Source organism: Williamsia sp. R60 (assembly GCF_054063855.1).
Genome location: NZ_JBSSGR010000005.1, coordinates 13,487 through 31,986 on the forward strand (window position 1 = coordinate 13,487; position 18,500 = coordinate 31,986).

General features: G+C 64.7%; 17 protein-coding genes. 6 read left to right on the forward strand and 11 right to left on the reverse strand.

What is annotated here, in order from left to right; translation table 11 throughout:
* Nucleotides 1-34: 34 nt before the first annotated feature.
* The gene (gene argC, locus ACVWY6_RS22845) at nt 35-1,072 is read right to left on the reverse strand and encodes an N-acetyl-gamma-glutamyl-phosphate reductase (RefSeq protein WP_031332871.1); all 1,038 of its coding nucleotides are present in this window, start codon (nt 1,070-1,072) and stop codon (nt 35-37) included.
* 119 nt (nt 1,073-1,191) lie between these two features.
* Between argC and ACVWY6_RS22850 the strand changes: the two genes are divergently transcribed.
* The 3 genes from ACVWY6_RS22850 to ACVWY6_RS22860 are packed head-to-tail and all read left to right on the forward strand — an operon-like array spanning nt 1,192 to nt 3,330.
* The gene (locus ACVWY6_RS22850; protein WP_023960672.1) at nt 1,192-1,932 is read left to right on the forward strand and encodes an ABC transporter ATP-binding protein; all 741 of its coding nucleotides are present in this window, start codon (nt 1,192-1,194) and stop codon (nt 1,930-1,932) included.
* Entirely contained in the window at nt 1,929-2,684 is a 756-nt protein-coding gene (locus ACVWY6_RS22855; protein WP_023960674.1) for an ABC transporter permease, read from the forward strand. The genes ACVWY6_RS22850 and ACVWY6_RS22855 overlap by 4 nt, the downstream gene beginning before the upstream one ends.
* A 46-nt stretch (nt 2,685-2,730) precedes the next feature.
* Nucleotides 2,731-3,330, forward strand: coding sequence for a TetR/AcrR family transcriptional regulator (locus tag ACVWY6_RS22860; protein WP_023960676.1), 600 nt, complete (start codon nt 2,731-2,733; stop codon nt 3,328-3,330).
* A 16-nt stretch (nt 3,331-3,346) separates the two neighbouring features.
* Here ACVWY6_RS22860 and pheT read toward each other — a convergent pair whose 3' ends face one another.
* The 6 genes from pheT to infC form a co-directional block, all read right to left on the reverse strand.
* A complete protein-coding gene (pheT, locus tag ACVWY6_RS22865; protein WP_457541222.1) occupies nt 3,347-5,824 on the reverse strand; it encodes a phenylalanine--tRNA ligase subunit beta in 2,478 nt (825 codons plus the stop codon).
* Nucleotides 5,825-5,854: 30 nt separating this feature from the next.
* Nucleotides 5,855-6,904, reverse strand: a complete 1,050-nt coding sequence (gene pheS / locus ACVWY6_RS22870) for a phenylalanine--tRNA ligase subunit alpha (protein ID WP_030173209.1) — start codon at nt 6,902-6,904, stop codon at nt 5,855-5,857.
* A gap of 42 nt (nt 6,905-6,946) precedes the next feature.
* Nucleotides 6,947-7,786 (reverse strand): TrmH family RNA methyltransferase, encoded by an 840-nt coding sequence (locus ACVWY6_RS22875; protein WP_457541224.1) that lies wholly within the window; start codon nt 7,784-7,786, stop codon nt 6,947-6,949.
* 17 nt (nt 7,787-7,803) lie between these two features.
* Complete coding sequence (gene rplT, locus ACVWY6_RS22880) at nt 7,804-8,184, reverse strand: 50S ribosomal protein L20 (RefSeq protein ID WP_030173202.1); 381 nt, start codon at nt 8,182-8,184, stop codon at nt 7,804-7,806.
* A gap of 64 nt (nt 8,185-8,248) precedes the next feature.
* Nucleotides 8,249-8,443 (reverse strand): 50S ribosomal protein L35, encoded by a 195-nt coding sequence (rpmI, locus tag ACVWY6_RS22885; protein ID WP_023960686.1) that lies wholly within the window; start codon nt 8,441-8,443, stop codon nt 8,249-8,251.
* Nucleotides 8,444-8,479: 36 nt separating this feature from the next.
* Nucleotides 8,480-9,112, reverse strand: a complete 633-nt coding sequence (gene infC, locus ACVWY6_RS22890; RefSeq protein WP_051721925.1) for a translation initiation factor IF-3 — start codon at nt 9,110-9,112, stop codon at nt 8,480-8,482.
* Between the two features lie 364 nt (nt 9,113-9,476).
* Here infC and ACVWY6_RS22895 point away from each other — a divergent pair, with 364 nt between their 5' ends.
* Entirely contained in the window at nt 9,477-9,827 is a 351-nt protein-coding gene (locus tag ACVWY6_RS22895) for a DUF1844 domain-containing protein (protein WP_023960690.1), read from the forward strand.
* Nucleotides 9,828-9,898: 71 nt separating this feature from the next.
* On the opposite strand, the gene ilvD is transcribed toward ACVWY6_RS22895, so the two are convergent.
* The 3 genes from ilvD to ACVWY6_RS22910 all read right to left on the reverse strand — a co-directional run bounded on the left by ilvD (nt 9,899) and on the right by ACVWY6_RS22910 (nt 16,129).
* Complete coding sequence (gene ilvD, locus ACVWY6_RS22900) at nt 9,899-11,587, reverse strand: dihydroxy-acid dehydratase (protein WP_023960692.1); 1,689 nt, start codon at nt 11,585-11,587, stop codon at nt 9,899-9,901.
* 45 nt (nt 11,588-11,632) lie between these two features.
* Nucleotides 11,633-14,590 (reverse strand): excinuclease ABC subunit UvrA, encoded by a 2,958-nt coding sequence (gene uvrA, locus ACVWY6_RS22905; RefSeq protein WP_457541227.1) that lies wholly within the window; start codon nt 14,588-14,590, stop codon nt 11,633-11,635.
* Nucleotides 14,591-14,761: 171 nt separating this feature from the next.
* Entirely contained in the window at nt 14,762-16,129 is a 1,368-nt protein-coding gene (locus ACVWY6_RS22910) for an MFS transporter (RefSeq protein ID WP_457541229.1), read from the reverse strand.
* 28 nt (nt 16,130-16,157) lie between these two features.
* On the opposite strand from ACVWY6_RS22910, the gene ACVWY6_RS22915 reads away from it, so the two are divergent.
* Together ACVWY6_RS22915 and ACVWY6_RS22920 are read left to right on the forward strand one after the other, a co-directional pair.
* Complete coding sequence (locus ACVWY6_RS22915; protein ID WP_457541231.1) at nt 16,158-17,135, forward strand: GlxA family transcriptional regulator; 978 nt, start codon at nt 16,158-16,160, stop codon at nt 17,133-17,135.
* A 19-nt stretch (nt 17,136-17,154) separates the two neighbouring features.
* Nucleotides 17,155-17,829: an MBL fold metallo-hydrolase gene (locus tag ACVWY6_RS22920; RefSeq protein ID WP_116914643.1), complete on the forward strand. Its 675-nt coding sequence runs from the start codon at nt 17,155-17,157 to the stop codon at nt 17,827-17,829.
* On the opposite strand, the gene ACVWY6_RS22925 is transcribed toward ACVWY6_RS22920, so the two are convergent.
* Nucleotides 17,830-18,348: a hypothetical protein gene (locus ACVWY6_RS22925; protein ID WP_457541233.1), complete on the reverse strand. Its 519-nt coding sequence runs from the start codon at nt 18,346-18,348 to the stop codon at nt 17,830-17,832. It abuts the gene before it with no gap.
* Nucleotides 18,349-18,500: the final 152 nt, after the last annotated feature.

Sequence of the window (18,500 nt, forward strand, 5' to 3'; positions counted from 1 at the left end):
GGCTCGATGCCGTTGACAGTCGTATCACCGTTGCTCATGGCGCCACACCCACAGTGCTCAGACCCTCTGTTTCGTCCCAGCCCAGCGCAAGGTTCATGGATTGGACCGCGCCACCGCCAGTGCCTTTGGTGAGATTGTCGATCGCAGCGACGGCGACCAGGGTGCCCGCACGCTCGTCGACGGCGACGCTGAGTTGTACCGCGTTCGACCCCATCACCGACCCGGTGGCCGGCAGCCGGCCTTCGGGCAACAGCGCAACAAAAGGCTCATCCGCATATGCCTTCTCGTACACGGCACGGGCCTCGGCGGTGGTTGCGGTCGAGGGAGCTGTGCACGTCGCGAGGATGCCCCGGGTCATCGGCACCAGTATTGGGGTGAAGGAGACGCTGACCGGTGAGTTCCCCACGGCCGACAGGTTCTGGATGATTTCAGGTGTATGCCTGTGTGACCCGCCGACCCCATAGGCACGAGCGGAACCGATCACCTCCGAACCCAGCAGATCGACCCGTGGCGAACGGCCCGCGCCCGAGGCGCCGGTCACCGCGACGATCGTCAGTTGCGGCCCGACGATTCCCGCCGCGACGGCGGGTAACAACGCAAGTGTGCTCACCGTCGGATAGCAACCCGGCACTGCGATTCGCGAGGCACCGGACAAGATCTCGCGGTTCCCGGGAAGCTCGGGCAGGCCGTACGGCCAGCTGCCGGCATGATTTCCGCCGTAGTACTTGTCCCACTCCGCCGAGTCCTGCAAGCGAAAGTCGGCACCGCAGTCGATCACCAGGGTGCTGGGCGGCAACGCGTCGGCGACCGGCCCCGACGTTCCGTGCGGGAGCGCCAGGAACACCACGTCGTGCCCGGTCAGCGCTTCGGTGGTGGTCTCGCCGAGTTCGCGGTCCGCCAGCGGCAAAAGGTGGGGATGATGGGCACCCAATAGCGACCCCGCGTTCGAACCAGCGGTGAGTGAACCGATTCGCATCTCTCCCGAGGTGTACTTGGGATGGCCGAGCAACAGGCGAAGAATTTCCCCGCCTGCGTACCCGCTGGCTCCGGCGACAGCCACTGACACGGTCATGTGATTCATTATGCACGTTGCCGCAAGTTAATTCATCTACCCCACCATTGACGGCTGCGTTCATACGGTTTACTTTTTCATCAGGCAATGAATTCAACACGAGATGAATTGAGACCGCCATGGCACAGCCAGACTCCACCACCTACCCGCAACCCGCCGTCCGAATCGACAACCTGGTCGTGAGGCGCGGTAGCGCTCGTGCACTGAACGGCGTGACGCTGTCGGTACCCCGCGGATCGATCACCGGTCTGCTCGGACCATCGGGGTGCGGCAAGACCACGCTCATGCGTTCAGTGGTGGGCACTCAACGCATCACGTCCGGCTCCATCAGCGTGCTGGACCGTCCGGCCGGGGCAAAAGAACTCCGCGGACGCGTCGGCTACGTGACGCAGGCTCCCTCGGTCTACACGGATCTCACCGTCGAAGAGAACGTCCGTTACTTCGCCGACCTCTATCGTCGTCGCGACCTGATCAACGACTCGATTCACGCCGTCGGTCTCGACGATTTCCGTGGTCGCCGAACTTCCCAGTTGTCAGGAGGTCAGCGCAGCCGTGTGTCGATCGCCTGCGCCCTCGTCGGTAGTCCCGAGATCTTGATCCTCGACGAACCGACCGTGGGGCTCGACCCGGTTCTGCGGGCGGAGTTGTGGGTGCGTTTCCGTGCCCTGGCCGACACCGGGACCACCCTGCTCGTGTCCAGTCACGTGATGGACGAGGCCGACCACTGCGACGCCCTCGTGCTGATGCGTGAAGGCGGAGTCATCGCTGAACTCACACCGGACGAACTACGCGCGCGGACGCATCAGACCAACCTCGAACAAGCCTTCCTCGCCCTGATCACTGAACGGACCGCATCATGAATGCCACCATCGCCCTCTCGACCACCGGCCGAGTTCTGCGGCAACTCAAGGCCGACCCACGAACGATCGCCATGATCCTGCTCATCCCGGTGATCCTGATGACGTTGCTGTACTTCATGTTCGAGAACCAGGTCGGTCCTCCCGGCGGACCCGAGCCGTTCGATCGGATCGCGCTCGTTCTGCTCGGAGTGCTCCCATTCGCCATCATGTTCTTGATCACCTCGATCGCGATGTTGCGCGAGAGATCGTCCGGCACGTTGGAACGACTGCTCACCACCCCCATGAGCAAGGCGGACCTGCTGGTCGGCTACGGCGCCGCGTTCTCCACGGCCGCGATGGCACAAGCAGCACTTGCGTGTGTCGTGTCTTTCTGGATTCTCGGACTGCAGACGGCCGGAAGCATCGGTTGGGTTCTCGTGATCGCGATCCTGGACGCCATCCTCGGCGTCGGTCTCGGATTGTTGTGCAGCGCTTTTGCCCAGACCGAATTCCAGGCCGTCCAATTCTTGCCGGTGGTGGTCATCCCCCAGTTGTTCCTGTGTGGACTCTTCGTACCGCGAGCCGATCTGCCGCGGTGGCTCGAGATGATCAGCAATGTGATGCCGCTGAGCTACGCCGTGGAAGCGCTCGATCAAGTGGGTAAATACGCCGAACCGACCGGCACGATGTGGCGGGACCTGCTGGTTGTACTGCTGTGCACCATCGCGGCACTGGCGTTGGCCGCCGCCTCGCTGCGGCGACGGACCGAGTGATGGACCGGCTCGTCCGGCGCGACCGGCACCTTGAGATGATGCCGGGGTGAGCGCACCGAGACGATCAGGACGGCGCCCAGGTGAACCTGACACCAAGGGACAGATCTTGACGTCGGCCCGCACACTCTTCGCTCGTGACGGACTCGACCGCACATCCATTCGCGCGGTCGCCGCGGACGCGGGGGTGGATCCGGCACTTGTGCACCACTATTTCGGCACCAAACACATGCTGTTTCTGGCCGCGATCGAGTTTCCCATCGACCCGCTCGAGGTGGTGGGACCGCTGCGAGAGGTCCCTATCGATGAGCTGGGCGCAACCCTCGTGCGCACCGTTCTGGAGGTGTGGGATGGCGAGTTCCAGGAATCGGGAATTGCCGTACTACGCACAGTGATCGGTGGGCCCGACCCGACCCTGATCCGCACAATGTTGCTCGAGGTGGTACTCGCAGAGATCACCGAACGGGCCGACAACCCCGTTGGCACCGGTCGGTTGCGGGCAAACCTCATCGCCGCCGCCATGCTCGGCACGGTGTTGACCCGTTACCTGCTGCGCTTCGAGCCGCTGACCTCACTGCCCGTCGAAGACGTGGTGGCCAACTTGGGCCCCACAATCCAAAATTATCTCACTGGTCCAGTCGCCACATAGGACGGCGCGGACCCAGTCAGCTACGCATCTGTGCACCGACAGTCGCCGTCGCCTGCGCGAGCGCGGCGTCGCGGGCTGCAGTGGCCTCGTCTTCGGTGAGGGTGCGGTCGGTTGCCCGGAAGCGCAGGGAAAAGGTCAACGATTTGCGGCCGTCCCCCACCTGCTCACCGGTGAACACATCGAACAGTGCGATGCTCTCGAGCAGTTCACCGGCTCCGGCGGCCAGCGCGGCCTGCACATCGGCCGCCGCGACATCGGCGTCGACGACCACTGCGAGGTCTTGCAACACGGGAGGGTACGGCGAGATACGCGGCGACACCAAACGCTCGCTGAGCGGTACGGCGTCGATGTTGATCTCGAGCGCCAAGGACCGTGCCGGAAGGTGCATCTTCTCGAGCACCGCCGGATGTAGTTCACCCGCCCAGCCGACCACGGAGTCATCGACCAGAACCTCGGCGCAGCGGCCCGGATGCCAGGGCACCTCGGAGCCCGAGCGCAGCGTCAGCTCGACACCGGCAGCCTGGCCGATGATGCGTACGGCATCGAAAACGTCGGTGGGATCGGCCTGACGTCCCTTGCCCCACGGCCCTGCCGGCTCTCGCAGACCAGTCAGAACGGCGGCGACATGCAGCGGCTGCGCGGGCAACGAACCGATCAGCTCGGCGACCTCGTCATCGCTGGGTCGACGATCAACCGGCAACGCCGGCACCGGGTGCACGCCGGCACCGGCCAGCACCACCTGCCCGATTGCGAACATCGACAGATCACGTTGTCCCCGAGCAAGGTTGCGCCCCACCATCTCCAACAGTCCGGGCAGCAGGGTGGAGTTCAACTCCGGACGGTCCGCTTCCAGCGGGTTGAGCACCTTGACGGTGTTGCGGCGCGGATCGTCGGCCGGGAGGTTCCACACGTCGAACACGTCGGCAGGCATGAACGGGTAAGGCAGCACCTCGACATAGCCCGACAACGCAAGGCTGCGTCCGATGCTGCGTCGACGGCGCTGGGCCGGGGTCAGGCCAGTGCCTCCAGGAGCCGTCGGAACGGCAACCGGGATGTTCTCGTAGCCCTCGAGGCGCAGCACCTCTTCCACAAGATCGGCGCTCTGACGTAGATCGGGACGCCAACTCGGCGGGACCACTGTGAGGTTGTCACCGGACGCGGCGACCTCACAGCCGACTTGCTCGAGGCGCCGCACCGCGGTGCCATCGGGATAGGCGATACCCGCGGTGGCCGAAGGCGCCGTCAACGCCATCGTGACCGGAGTCTGCGGAGCCACATCGCCGACATCTGTGTAGACGGGATCGATTGTGCCACCGCAGATCTCGGTGAGCAGCTGGGCAGCCCTGAGCAACGCGACATCGGTGATAAGAGGGTCGACCACCCGCTCGAATCGCTTGCTCGCCTCACTGGTGAGGCGATGCCGTTTTGCCGTCCGGAAGACCGCAACCGGATCGAAGGTAGCGGCTTCGAGCAGCACGTCGCTGCTTTCGAGGTTGATCTCGGTGGACGCCCCGCCCATCACACCCGCCAACGCGATGGGTCCCGACTCGTCGGTGATCACAACGTCTTCGGGGTCGAGAACGCGGACGGCATCGTCGAGCGTGGTCAGCTTTTCTCCGGCGAGTGCGCGGCGCACCACGATCTCGCCCGACAGTTTCGCAGCGTCGAAAGCGTGCAGCGGTTGGCCCAGTTCGAGCATCACGTAGTTGGTGATGTCGACAGCGGCCGAGATCGGACGCACACCGGCCAACATCAGCCGTTTGACGAGCCACCACGGCGACGGAGCTGTCGGGTCGATGCCACGGACGACAGCTGCGCTGTACCGCGTGGCCCCCGACGCCGGGTCGATACGCACGGGCCAGCCGGAATCGCCTGCGCTCGTGGACAGGTCGGGTGTATCCGCGGGATCGGTGAACTCCAGATCGAAGCTGCAGGCGAGCTCCCGGGACAACCCCCGGACCGAGAACGCGTAGCCACGGTCGGGAGTCACATTGACGTCGATGACGGTGTCGTCCAGACCCAGGACCACGCGGGCGTCAGACCCCGGGGCGGCGATGTTCGGGGGCAACACCAGGATCCCGCTGTGATCGTTGCCGATGCCCATCTCCGACACCGAGCAGATCATCCCGTCGGATACCCTGCCGTAGGTCTTGCGTGCCGCGATGGCGAAGTCGCCTGGCAAGACGCTGCCCGGCAGAGCCGCGACGATCAGGTCGCCCTCGGCGAAATTCTGTGCACCACAGACGATTCCGCGATCAGCGGCTTCACCGACGTCGACCTGGCAGTACCGGATCGGCTTCTTGAACTCGGTGAGCTGCTCGATGTGGTTGACCCGGCCGACCACCAGCGGACCGGTGATCACGGGCAACGAGCGGATCTCTTCGATCTCGAAACCGACCCGCACGAAGCCTTCATCGATCTGGGCAGACGATGCGCTCCATCCGGGCGCGCCACGTTGCAGGACTTCGGTCAGCCACGACTGCGCTACTTGCACTGGAACTCAGCTCTTTCGTTCGGAAGGAAATCAGGCGCCGGGGCCGAAGGGCACCGTGAATCGGATGTCACCCTCGACCATGTCGCGCATGTCGGGCAGGTCGTTGCGGAACTGCAGCGTGCGTTCGAGACCCATGCCGAAAGCGAATCCCGAATAGACGTCTGGGTCGATTCCGCTGGCGCGCAACACATTAGGATTGACCATGCCACAGCCGCCCCACTCTACCCAGCCTGCTCCGCCTTTCTTACCGGTGAACCAGACGTCCACCTCGGCCGACGGTTCGGTGAACGGGAAGTAGCTGGGCCGCATCCGGGTCACGGTCTCGGGTCCGAACAGCGCCTTCGCGAACAGGTCGAGCGTGCCGCGTAGATGCGCCATGGTCAGCCCCTTGTCCACGGCCAGACCCTCGACCTGGTGAAACACCGGGGTATGGGTGCTGTCGAGTTCGTCGGTGCGGAATGTGCGGCCCGGGCAGGCGACGTAGATCGGGAGGTCACGCGAGAGCATCGCGCGGACCTGGACGGGTGAGGTGTGTGTGCGCAACACCTGCCGTGAATCGGGTGGAGCGATGTAGAACGTGTCCTGCATCGAACGCGCCGGGTGGTCGGGCAGGAAGTTCAGGGCATCGAAGTTGAAGTGCTCGGTCTCGACCTCGGGTCCCTCGGCGATCTCCCAGCCCATCCCGACGAACACGTCGGCGACCTGATCGGCGATCACCGTGATCGGGTGCCGCGCTCCCGACGGACGACGCGCACTGGGCAAGGTGACATCGATGGTCTCGGCGACCAGGACGGCCGCGTCGCGTTCGGCGGTCAAGACCGCCAATCGCTCCTCGTAGGCGCGCTGGACCTGGCCACGGGCGATGTTGACTCGCTTCCCCGCTTCGGCCTTCTGCTCTTTGGGCAGCGCGCCGAGCTCACGGCGGGCCAGAGCGATCGCCGACTTGTCCCCCATGTGTTCGGTCTTCGCGACCGCGAGCGCGGGCAGGTCGACCGCGTCGGAGAACGCTGCCACAGCGGCGTCCACTGCGGTCGCGAGTGACTTGTCCGCCTCGCTGATTGGGATCGACTCGTCGGCCACGGCTGCGGTAACTCCTGCTCGTCAGATGTTGGGGAGAAAGGTTCAGGGGGTCGGGCTGGACCCCGTACGAGGGTAGTCGACACCCGAATGCGCATCGGCGCTGGCATACAGGCAGATCGCGGCCGCAGCAGCTAAGTTGAGGCTCTCGGCCCGGCCCCTGATCGGGATCGAGATGCGATGGTCGGCGCGGCCGAGGATGTCCTCGGACAGACCGTGCGCCTCATTGCCGAAGAGCCAAGCAGTCGGACCCGACAACACGTGGCCGGCCTCGGGCAGACTCAGCTCGGCATTCCCGGATGTTGCGCAGATCGCGACCCCGGCGGCACGCAGTTCTGCCAGGACCACATCGATGTCGCGCTCACGAGCGATGGGGATATGGAAAACGCTTCCGGCGGTGGAACGCACACACTTCCCGTTGTGGGGGTCCACACTGTCGCCTGCCAGCACCACGGCGTCGGCGCCCATTGCATCTGCAGTTCGGATGAGCGTGCCGGCGTTGCCGGGGTCGGTCATCTCGACGGGCACCGCAAGCAGGCGAGGCGAGGTCGCCAGTACGTCGGCGAGGGGTACGTTGACCAGGTCGGCAATCACGAACAGACCAGTGCTGGTGACCGTGTCGGCGAGCTTGGACGCGGCGCCCTCAGTGATCGCGCAGACCTCGATGCCCGAGCGCTGAGCGTCGTCGATCAGGTCAGCGTTCCGGAGGTGCGCGTCGTCCGTCGCGAGCAGGACTCGGGCGCGACGACTCTGCAGTGCAGCCGCCACCGAGTTGGCGCCCTCGGCCAAAAATGCGGCTGCCTTGCGTCGGCCGGCGGAACGGTGCAGTTTGGCGTACGAAACAATCCGCGCCGAACGTTCGGAGAGAACGTCCGGCGCGGACATGTTGTTGGCGGGCTCGATCAGGCGGCCGGCGCGTTGACGTCCGACGGCAGCGCCTTCTTGGCGACAGCAACCAGACCGGTGAAGGCCTCGGGATCGCTGACGGCGATCTCGGCGAGGATCTTCCGGTCGACCTCGACACCAGCGATCTTCAGACCCTGGATGAAGCGGTTGTAGGTGATGTCGTTGGCCCGGGCTGCGGCGTTGATCCGCGAGATCCAGAGCTTGCGGAACTCGCCCTTGCGCGCCCGGCGGTCCCGGTACGCGTAGGTGAGCGAATGCAGCTGCTGCTCTTTGGCCTTGCGGTAGAGCCGCGAACGCTGTCCGCGGTAGCCCTTGGAAGCCTCCAGGGTTGTACGACGCTTCTTCTGGGCGTTTACCGCCCTTTTTACGCGTGCCATCGTTGATTTACCTCTTAGTAGTGCGGCTGCCGGGAACCGGCCAGCGGGTGGTCTGTGGGGAGCGTCAGATCTTCAGCAGGCGCTTGATGCGGGGAGCATCGTTCTCAGAGACGACGACGGTGCCGTCGAGACGACGCGTGCGCTTGGTGGGCTTGTGCTCCATCAAGTGGCGACGGTTTGCGCGCTGGCGGACGATCTTGCCACTGCCGGTCACCTTGAATCGCTTCGCGGTTCCCTTGTGGGTCTTTGTCTTGGGCATGGTTATGCCTTTCTTCTCGGTCAGCCTGGGAGGCAGTCAGCCTTCAGGATTTGCGGCCGGAGCCGGTCCTGAATCTGCCGCAGGCTTACTGGGTGCACTCTGCGCTGGTTGCGCTTTCGGTGCCTGAGCTTGTGCTTGAGCTTGTGCTTTGGTCTTGGCGCCCTTGTGCGGGGCCAGAACCATCGTCATGTTGCGGCCATCCTGCTTGGCGGAGGTCTCGACGAACCCGTACTCGCCGACGTCGTTGCCCAAGCGCTGCAGCAATCGGTAACCGAGCTCGGGTCGCGACTGCTCGCGTCCGCGGAACATGATCGTCACCTTGACCTTGGACCCGGCTTCGAGGAAGCGGATGACGTGACCTTTTTTGGTCTCGTAATCGTGGTCGTCGATCTTGGGGCGGAGCTTCTGCTCCTTGATGACGGTCATCTGCTGGTTGCGACGCGATTCGCGCTGCTTCTGTGCCGCCTCGTATTTGAACTTGCCGTAGTCCATGATCTTGCAGACCGGCGGGCGCGCGTTCGGGGCCACCTCGACCAGATCAAGATCGGCCTCGATAGCCAAGCGCAGGGCATCTTCCACGCGGACGATGCCGACCTGCTCCGAGTTCGGTCCGACCAAACGGACCTCGGGAACTCGGATGCGCTCATTGATACGAGTCTCAGTGCTGATGGGGCCTCCTCATTTGTGTCCGCGTACGTAGGTGGTTCCTCGTGGCAGACGTTTTCTGTCGGGTTGGACCGCGGGAGCAACTGGTGAAGACAGATCCTCAGCGAAAAGGCCCCGGCTCGATGAATGTTCATCGACGGGGCCCACACCGACCGGTTCATGTCACCTATCGCATCCCAGCGATCACAGCCTCCAACTCAGAGGCCACCGGAAATATTCCGCTGACGCGGATACCTCCGGCGACAAAACCGGACCGTTCAACTGTGCGGGCTTCTTGCGAAGACACCGACGTCGAGCGGTGGGAGTGTGAACTCCACTTGCAACCCCGGCGTACGCCAGGGCGGTCGTAGGTGGAAGTCTAACAGCCATGACGGAAAACGTGAATTCCGAGCCCGAGGTACGCGACCTGGCCGAGGTTCCGGCCATCGAGGTGATCACGCGTGCTGCGGTGATGTTGATGAGTGCGGCGGCGGAAAAGCTGGGGTTGTCCGAGAGCGACCCGTCGACCAGTCCGCACTTCGACCTCGACGAGGCGCGGAAACTGATCGGTGCACTGGCCGGACTCGTACAGTCGTCGGTTGCCGATCTCGGTATCCATGCCGCTCCCCTGCGCGACGGCCTCAAGAGTCTGCAGCTCGCCTTCCGCGAGGCCAGCGCGCATCCCGATGAACCGGGGAAGGGCCCGGGCGAGAAGCAGACCGGACCCGTCACCGACTAGCCCGAAGTGTGCCCCGGTGGCGGAGGTGACCTGGTGTTCACCGCCATGAGGGCACTTTCGGGTTCGGCGGGTCAGTGGGTGACGGCTCCGACGGACGCCGAACGGACCAGCTTGGCGTACTTTGAGAGCACACCCCGCTGGTACTTGTGGTCGAGAGGCTGCCAGTCCTGTTTGCGTGACTCCAGCTCGTCGTCGTCGACGAGGAGATCCAATGTCCGCGCAGCGATGTCCACGCGAATGCGGTCGCCGTCGCGGATGAAGGCCACCGGTCCCCCGTCTGATGCCTCGGGCGCGAGGTGCCCGATGCACAGTCCGGTGGTTCCGCCGGAGAAACGGCCGTCGGTCAGCAGCAACACGTCTTTGCCGAGACCGGCCCCCTTGATGGCGCCGGTGATCGCGAGCATCTCGCGCATGCCCGGTCCGCCCTTAGGACCTTCGTATCGGATGACCACCACGTCACCGGCTTTGATGACGCCATCCGCGAGAGCGGCCAGCGCGCCCTGCTCGCGCTCGAACACTCGCGCCGGACCCTCGAAGGTGTCGGCGTCGAATCCCGCGGACTTCACCACCGCGCCTTCGGGGGCGAGTGAGCCGTGAAGCACCGTGATCCCGCCGGTCTTGTGGATGGGGTTGCTCAGCGTGCGGATGACGTCGCCGTCGAGTGGCGCGATGTCCATCGCAGCGAGGTTCTCCGACAACGTCTTTCCGGTGACGGTCAGTGCATCCCCGTTGAGGAGGCCGGCGTCGAGCAGAGCCTTCATGACCACCGGGATACCGCCGTGACGGTCGAAGTCGTTCATCACGAACCGGCCGAAGGGTTTGAGGTCGCCCAGGTGGGGGGTGCGGTCGCCGATGCGGTTGAAGTCGTCGAGATCGAGATCAACATCCGCTTCACTGGCAATGGCCAGCAGGTGCAGGACGGCATTGGTGGAACCGCCGAGGGCCATGGTGACCGTGATGGCGTTCTCCAGCGCGGGCTTGGTGATGATGTCGCGGGCGGTGATGCCGAGACGGATCAGGTTGACCACTGCCTCGCCGGAGCGGTGCGCGAAGGCGTCACGCCTGCGGTCCGCTGCGGGCGGTGACGCCGATCCCGGGAGGCTCATACCCATAGCCTCGGCGATCGACGCCATCGTGTTCGCCGTGTACATACCTCCGCAGGCACCCTCACCCGGACAGATGGCGCGCTCGATGCGGCCGAGATCGTCCTCGGACATCTTCCCGGCCCGACATGCCCCGACGGCCTCGAAAGCGTCGATCAGTGTGACGTCACGTTCGCTGCCGTCGCTGAGCTTGACCCAGCCAGGCGCGATGGTGCCGGCATAGAGGAACACCGAGGCGAGGTCGAGGCGCGCCGCGGCCATCATCATCCCGGGCAGAGATTTGTCACACCCGGCGAGCAGGACCGACCCGTCGAGCCGTTCGGCCTGCATCACGGTTTCCACCGAATCGGCGATCACCTCACGCGACACCAACGAGAAGTGCATGCCCTCGTGTCCCATGGAGATCCCGTCCGACACCGAAATGGTGCCGAACTGCAGTGGATAACCACCGCCGGCGTGCACGCCCTCCTTGGCCGCCTGCGCGAGCCGATCGAGCGAGAGGTTGCACGGTGTGATCTCGTTCCACGAGCTCCCGATGCCGATCTGGGCCTTACCCCAGTCCTCGTCGCCCATTCCGACCGCCCGCAACATCCCGCGGCTGGGTGCCGCCGAGATCCCGTCGGTGACGGTGCGACTGCGCGGCTTCATGTCAACCATGGTGCTGACTCCTACTCGGTGGATGGGACAGCCGGTCGGCCGCGATCAACTCGCTGCGACCTCTTGCTTACGACCAGTCTGCTTCGCCGCAGCTTTGCGTGCGGGCGTTTTGCGCTTGGGCTTGGCCGGGACAGATGCGACCGTCTGCGGTTTGAGCATCTCCGCGAGGAACTTTCCGGTGTGGCTCTCCGGCACCGCTGCGACGTCTTCGGGCGTACCTTCCGCCACGACCGTGCCGCCACCGGAACCACCTTCCGGTCCCATGTCGATGACCCAGTCCGCGGTCTTGATGACGTCGAGATTGTGCTCGATGACGATCACGGAGTTGCCCTTGTCGACGAGCCCGTTGATCACCTTGAGCAGCTTGCGGATGTCCTCGAAGTGCAGGCCGGTGGTCGGCTCGTCCAGCACGTATGCCGTGCGTCCGGTCGACCGCTTCTGGAGCTCTGCGGCCAGCTTCACACGCTGCGCCTCGCCACCGGACAGTGTCGGGGCCGGCTGTCCGAGTCGGACGTAGCCCAAGCCGACGTCGTTCAGGGTCTTGAGGTATCGGTGGATCGAGGTGATGGCCTCGAAGAAATCGACGGCCTCCTCGATCGGCATGTCCAAGACCTCGGAGATGGTCTTGCCCTTGTAGTGGACTTCCAGCGTTTCGCGGTTGTACCGCGCACCGTGGCACACCTCGCAGGGGACGTACACGTCGGGCAGGAAGTTCATCTCGATCTTGATGGTGCCCTCGCCGGTACACGCCTCACAGCGACCGCCCTTGACGTTGAACGAGAATCGTCCCGGTTGGTAGCCACGGACCTTCGCCTCGGTTGTCGCGGCGAAGAGCGTACGGATCTTGTCGAACACACCGGTGTAGGTGGCCGGGTTCGACCGCGGGGTCCGACCGATCGGCGACTGGTCGACGCGCACCAGCTTGTCGAGATTGTCCATGCCGTTGATCCGCGTGTGCCTACCCGGTACCTGGCGAGCACCGTTGAGCTTGTTGGCCATCACCGTGGCCAGGATGTCGTTGACGAGCGTGGACTTGCCCGAACCCGAGACGCCGGTGACCGCGGTGAGCACACCGAGCGGGAACACCACGTCGATGTTGTCCAAGTTGTGCTCACGTGCGCCGACAACGGTCAGCTGTCGCTTGCGGTCGATCGGACGCCGGATCTCGGGGACCTCGAGGAACTCTCGACCGGACAGATATGCACCGGTCAGGGACTCGGTGTTGGTCAGCAGATCTTTATAGCTACCGCTGTGGACCACACGCCCACCGTGCTCGCCGGCATACGGGCCGATGTCGACGATCCAGTCCGCCGAGCGGATGGTGTCTTCGTCGTGCTCGACGACGATGAGGGTGTTGCCCAGGTTGCGCAGCCGGGTGAGGGTGTCGATGAGACGACGGTTGTCGCGCTGGTGGAGGCCGATCGACGGCTCGTCGAGCACGTAGAGCACGCCGGCCAGACCGGAGCCGATCTGGGTGGCCAGGCGGATGCGTTGCGCCTCGCCGCCGGAGAGCGATCCGGCAGCGCGTGACAACGACAGGTACTCGAGACCGACGTCGAGCAGGAACGTGATGCGGGATTGCACCTCTTTGAGCACACGTCCGGCGATGGCCTGCTCGCGCGAGCCCAGCTTGAGGTCGGACAGGTAATCGGCGCACTCGGCGACCGACAACGCACACACGTCCGCGATCGACTTCTCACCGAAACGCTGGTGATCGAGGGTGACGGCGAGGATCTCGGGGCGCAGGCGGGCGCCGCCGCACTCGGGACAGGGGATGTCACGCATGTATCCCTCGTACCGGTCCTTCATCTGCTCGGACTCGGTCTGTTCCATGCGCCGGTGCAGGAACGACATCACACCTTCGAACTCGGTGTAGTACGAGCGCGTACGTCCGTAGCGGTTGCGGAAACGGACGTGCACCTGGTGGTCGCTGCCGTTCAGGATCGCCTTACGCGCCTTGAGCGGGAGTTTCTTCCACGGCGTCTTGGTGTCGAACCCCATCTCGTCGCCGAGGCCTGAGAGCAACCGGAGAAAATAGTCGGCGTTGTGGCCGCCCGACCACGGCGCGATCGCACCGTCGGCAAGCGACAGGTCCGGGTCGGGCACGACGAGTTCCTCGTCCACCTCTTTGCGGATGCCGAGCCCGTCGCACTCCGGGCACGCACCGTACGGCGAGTTGAACGAAAAGGACCGCGGTTCGAGGTCGTCGATGGCGATCGGGTGGCCGTTGGGGCAGGCCATCCGCTCGGAGAAGCGCCGTTCCCGGTGGGGGTCGTTCTCCTCCAGGTCGACGAAGTCGAGGACCACCACACCGTCGGCCAGGCCCAATGCGGTCTCGACCGACTCGGTGAGTCGCTGTTTGGCCGAGGACTTGACGGACAACCGGTCCACCACGACCTCGATGTCGTGCTTTTCCTGCTTCTTGAGCTTCGGCGGATCGGTGAGCGGGTACACCACGCCATCGATCCGGGCACGCGAAAAACCTTGTGTCTGAAGGGTTCCGAACAGGTCGACGAATTCACCCTTGCGGGTGCGGACCACCGGCGCCAACACCTGGAAACGGATGCCCTGTTCCATCTCGAGCACCTGGTCGACGATTTGCTGAGGGGTCTGCTTCTCGATGGCCGAACCGCACTCGGGGCAGTGGGCCTTGCCCGCACGTGCGTAGAGCAGACGGAGGTAGTCGTAGACCTCGGTGATGGTGCCGACGGTGGAACGCGGGTTCCGGTTGGTGGACTTCTGGTCAATCGAGACCGCGGGTGACAGTCCCTCGATGAAGTCGACGTCGGGCTTGTCCATCTGACCGAGGAACTGACGCGCGTATGCCGACAACGACTCGACGTAGCGGCGCTGTCCTTCGGCGAAGATCGTGTCGAACGCCAGGCTCGATTTTCCCGAGCCGGACAGCCCCGTGAAGACGATCAAGCTGTCACGCGGGAGGTCGACGTCGATGCCGCGCAGGTTGTGTTCGCGGGCTCCGCGCACGATGAGGCGATCAGCCACAGTGGTCCTTTTCGGTGTCGAATCGGGGGTACCGACCGCATGCGGGTCGGAAGGTCGGTGTCAGCCAGGGGCGTACCCGGCAATGCTAGAGGCACCCACTGACAAGATACCGGCCTCAGCAAATCGCACCCCGGCCGAGCCGACTCTCAACCACCCATTCCGCCCCGCTGATCAGCGCTTATCGTGCGCGAGCCGGTCCGATGGCACCGACGGTTGGGTGATGGCAACCGCGGGCTTCCGAATGCCCAGGGACAGCAGCGCAGCGACGACGCAGAGGCCGGCCGCGACGTAGAACGCCATGTCGTAGCTGCCGTGCTGGTCGCGCAGATGGCCCGCGCCGAACGCCGCCACCGCAGCCCCCAGTTGATGCGCGGCGAACACCCAGCCGAACACCACCGGTGTGCGGTCCGCGAAGTGGGTTCGGCACAACGCGATGGTGGGCGGGACCGTCGCTACCCAGTCCAGACCGTAGAAGATGATGAACACCCATGTGCTCGGTTCGGCATGCGGAGACAGCAGCGCGGGCAGGGCGAGCAGTGACACTCCCCTTCCCACGTAATAAACGGCAAGCAGGATCCGAGCGTCCACACGGTCGGTGAGCCAGCCGGAGAAGATCGTGCCTGCGACGTCGAACACCCCGATGGTGGCGAGTAGACCTGCAGCGACCGTTGTCGGCATTCCATGGTCGTGCGCAGCCGGGATGAAGTGGGTGCCGATCAGTCCGTTTGTCGTCGCCCCACAGATCGCGAAACTCGCCGCGAGCAACCAGAACACCCGTGTACGCACACCGATCACCAGCCCTTCCAGAGCCATGCGAAAACTGCCCGAGCGCGCGACGGGCGGTTGCGACGGCTGCTGCTCGATCGGCGCACCGTATGCGCTGATCCCCTTGTCGCTCGGATGGTTTCGCATGAAGACCACGATCAGCGGAACCACCGCCAAGGCAGCTGCCGCGACGATCAGGGCCGCCAACCGCCACCCGTATCGAGTGGTGACCAGGGCCACCAGCGGGAGGAAGATCAGCTGCCCCGTGGCGCTCGCAGCCGTCAGGACCCCGGTCACCAATCCGCGGCGTTCGACGAACCAGCGGGTGGCGACCGTGGCCACGAACCCCATCGAGATCGACCCGGTGCCGATACCCACCAGAACGCCCCAGAGCAGCAGCAGCTGCCACCCGGCGGTCATGAAGACGCTGAGAGCCGTGCCCAGTGCGATCAGGGTGAGTGCGCCGGCGAGGATCGGACGCACTCCGAAACGGTCCATCAGTGCCGCCGAGAAAGGCGCGGTCAGACCGAACAATGTCATGTTGATCGACATCGCCAGACCCACCGTGCCGTGGGACCAGCCGAACTCCTGGTGCAACGGGTCCATCATCACGCTGGGAACCGACCGGAAACCGGCCGCTGCGAGAAGCGTCACGAAGCTGACGGCGGCCACTGTCCACGCCCAGTGCAGACGGGGGCCGGAGCGGACGCGCGGGGTCTCGGCGATGGTCACCGGACAACTCTCGCTGTCGCCGATCGGCGCCGCCATTGGCATAGATGACAACATCTGTAAAAATGCTGCCATGGCTTCTCGCATCCCGACCCCTCATCGAATCGCTGTCCTGATGCTCGAGCCGGTGATCGGGTTCGATGCGACGATTCCGCCGATGGTGTTCGGGCAGGCCGCCGACGATGCGGGAAATCCGCTGTACGACGTCGAGTTGATCGGCCTGTCGACCGAGCCCGTGCGGACCCTGTCCGGGTTCGCGATGGTGCCCACCCGTGGTCCTGAAGCTCTCGACTCGGCGGACACGGTCGTGATCCCCGGGACGAGGCTGCAAGAGGTCCGCTTCGACGGCACCTGCCCTGCCGAACTGCGTCAAGCGCTGGAGCGCGTACGGACGGGCACCCGAATCGTGTCGATCTGTACCGGCGCCTTCGCGCTCGCGGCAGCAGGGCTTCTCGACGGCCGACCGGCGACCACCCATTGGGACAAGGCCGACGACCTGCGCCGGCTCTACCCGGCGGTGCACCTCGACGAGGACGTTCTGTTCGTCGACGACGGGGATGTTCTCACCTCGGCGGGCCTGGCGGCAGGAATCGACCTCTGTCTGCACATGATTCGCCGCGACCATGGTGCGCGGGTCGCGAACCGGGTGGCCAAGTACTGCGTGGTGCCACCATGGCGCGATGGAGGCCAGGCCCAATACATCGACGCTGCGGTACCCGACGTCGGCGACGCTTCTACATCGGCGGTGCGGGAGTGGGCTCGCCACAACCTGACCGAGCCACTCACCGTTGCCCAGCTCGCCCGTCAGTCCAACATGAGTGTGCGTACCTTCAACCGGCGGTTCCGCGAAGAAACCGGTGACACGCCTGCGGTCTGGGTCCGTAAACAGCGTGTGCACCACGCCCGCGAACTACTCGAGTCCCGCGACCTTCCGGTCGACGAGGTGGCCAGACTGTCGGGTCTGGCCAACGGGGCCAATCTCCGTCACCACCTCCGCAACCATCTGGGGACGTCCCCGACCCGTTATCGCCGGACCTTCCAGGGCCAGTGACCAAGTAAGGTCATGAGCCATGAGTGCAGCGGCCCCGATTTCCGACACGTACACCGGTGACTTCAGTGAATCCGAAGTCCCTCAACGCAAATCGACGCCTCGGGCGACCATCGTCAAATTGTCGGTCGGTCCGATGGACAACAACGTCTACGTCATCACCTGCAAGCAGACCGGCAAGGCGCTGCTGATCGATGCTGCGAATGACGCGGACACGCTCATCGAGCTGATCAGGAATCACGGCAACATCGAGCTGATCTTCACCACCCATTGGCACCCGGACCATTGGATCGCACTCGAAGAGGTGGTCAAGGCGACCGGTCTTCCCACCGCCGCAGGCCGAATCGACGCCGAGCCGATTCAGGTGAAGACAGACCGGTTGATCGACGAAGGCGACGTCATCGAGGTGGGCGAACTCCGCCTGGAGGCCATCCACCTGAAGGGTCACACCGACGGCTCCATCGCGCTGGTCCTCGAAGACGACGTCACCCATCTGTTCACCGGCGACTCGCTCTTTCCGGGTGGTGTCGGAAAGACACACCGCGACGGCGACTTCGAGATCCTGCTGAACGACGTGACGACCAAACTCTTCGACCGCTTCGATGACAGCTCTGTGGTCTACCCCGGGCACGGCCTCGACACCACGCTGGGGGCCGAGCGGCCTCACCTCGATGAGTGGCGCGAACGCGGCTGGTGATCAGGTGAGCAGCGTGTTCCACCGGGCCGCTGCCACGACATCCTCGGACACCCTGGCCGCGACGAGACGAGCAAGCACCCTGGCTTCGTCGACTGTCAGATAACTGGGATTGGACATCATCGGCGCCCGCAGCTGCTCGCACCGGTCCAGACCCGGAGTGGCCTGGATCAACCCGCGCGGCACATGGTTGTCCGCACCGAGCCGTAAGCCCATGTAGTGGACCTTTCGTGGTTCGGGGACGCCGATCGAGTTCGACGGGTCCTCGCGGTTCTCGACGACCCAGCCCACTTCATAGACTCCGGGGTTCTTCGGACCGGTCACCCACAGGGCTATGAGGTCGCCGGGCGAGACCATCCGGCTCCTGCCGGACCGCGGACTCAGGCACCAGCTGTCTGCATGAAGGTTCGGGACAGGTCCCCGGGCCTCATCATCTGCAGCGATGGCCGCGAAGTAGTCGGTCCCGGTCACCGGGTTGCACTTCACGACCCAGCAGCCGACATCCCCGTGTTCGATGGGCACCACTCACCTCCGTTCGGTCGGCAGATGTCTACCCAATGCGAGGGACCATCACACGGGCCCTGGTTGATCTATAGGGTCAACAGAGTCCATCCGTTAAGCAGGTTCTGTCGGACCACCTGGCGAGAGGAAGGTTTCACGCATGACTTTCCCGG

Coding starts and splice junctions, on each gene's coding strand:
- ACVWY6_RS22895 (WP_023960690.1), top strand. CDS start 9,477: ATGACGGAAAACGTGAATTCCGAGCCCGAGGTACGCGACCTGGCCGAG.
- rpmI (WP_023960686.1), bottom strand. CDS start 8,443: ATGCCCAAGACAAAGACCCACAAGGGAACCGCGAAGCGATTCAAGGTG.
- ACVWY6_RS22920 (WP_116914643.1), top strand. CDS start 17,155: ATGAGTGCAGCGGCCCCGATTTCCGACACGTACACCGGTGACTTCAGT.
- ACVWY6_RS22855 (WP_023960674.1), top strand. CDS start 1,929: ATGAATGCCACCATCGCCCTCTCGACCACCGGCCGAGTTCTGCGGCAA.
- ACVWY6_RS22850 (WP_023960672.1), top strand. CDS start 1,192: ATGGCACAGCCAGACTCCACCACCTACCCGCAACCCGCCGTCCGAATC.
- ilvD (WP_023960692.1), bottom strand. CDS start 11,587: ATGGTTGACATGAAGCCGCGCAGTCGCACCGTCACCGACGGGATCTCG.
- ACVWY6_RS22915 (WP_457541231.1), top strand. CDS start 16,158: ATGGCTTCTCGCATCCCGACCCCTCATCGAATCGCTGTCCTGATGCTC.
- ACVWY6_RS22875 (WP_457541224.1), bottom strand. CDS start 7,786: ATGTCCGCGCCGGACGTTCTCTCCGAACGTTCGGCGCGGATTGTTTCG.
- rplT (WP_030173202.1), bottom strand. CDS start 8,184: ATGGCACGCGTAAAAAGGGCGGTAAACGCCCAGAAGAAGCGTCGTACA.
- ACVWY6_RS22910 (WP_457541229.1), bottom strand. CDS start 16,129: ATGCCAATGGCGGCGCCGATCGGCGACAGCGAGAGTTGTCCGGTGACC.
- argC (WP_031332871.1), bottom strand. CDS start 1,072: ATGACCGTGTCAGTGGCTGTCGCCGGAGCCAGCGGGTACGCAGGCGGG.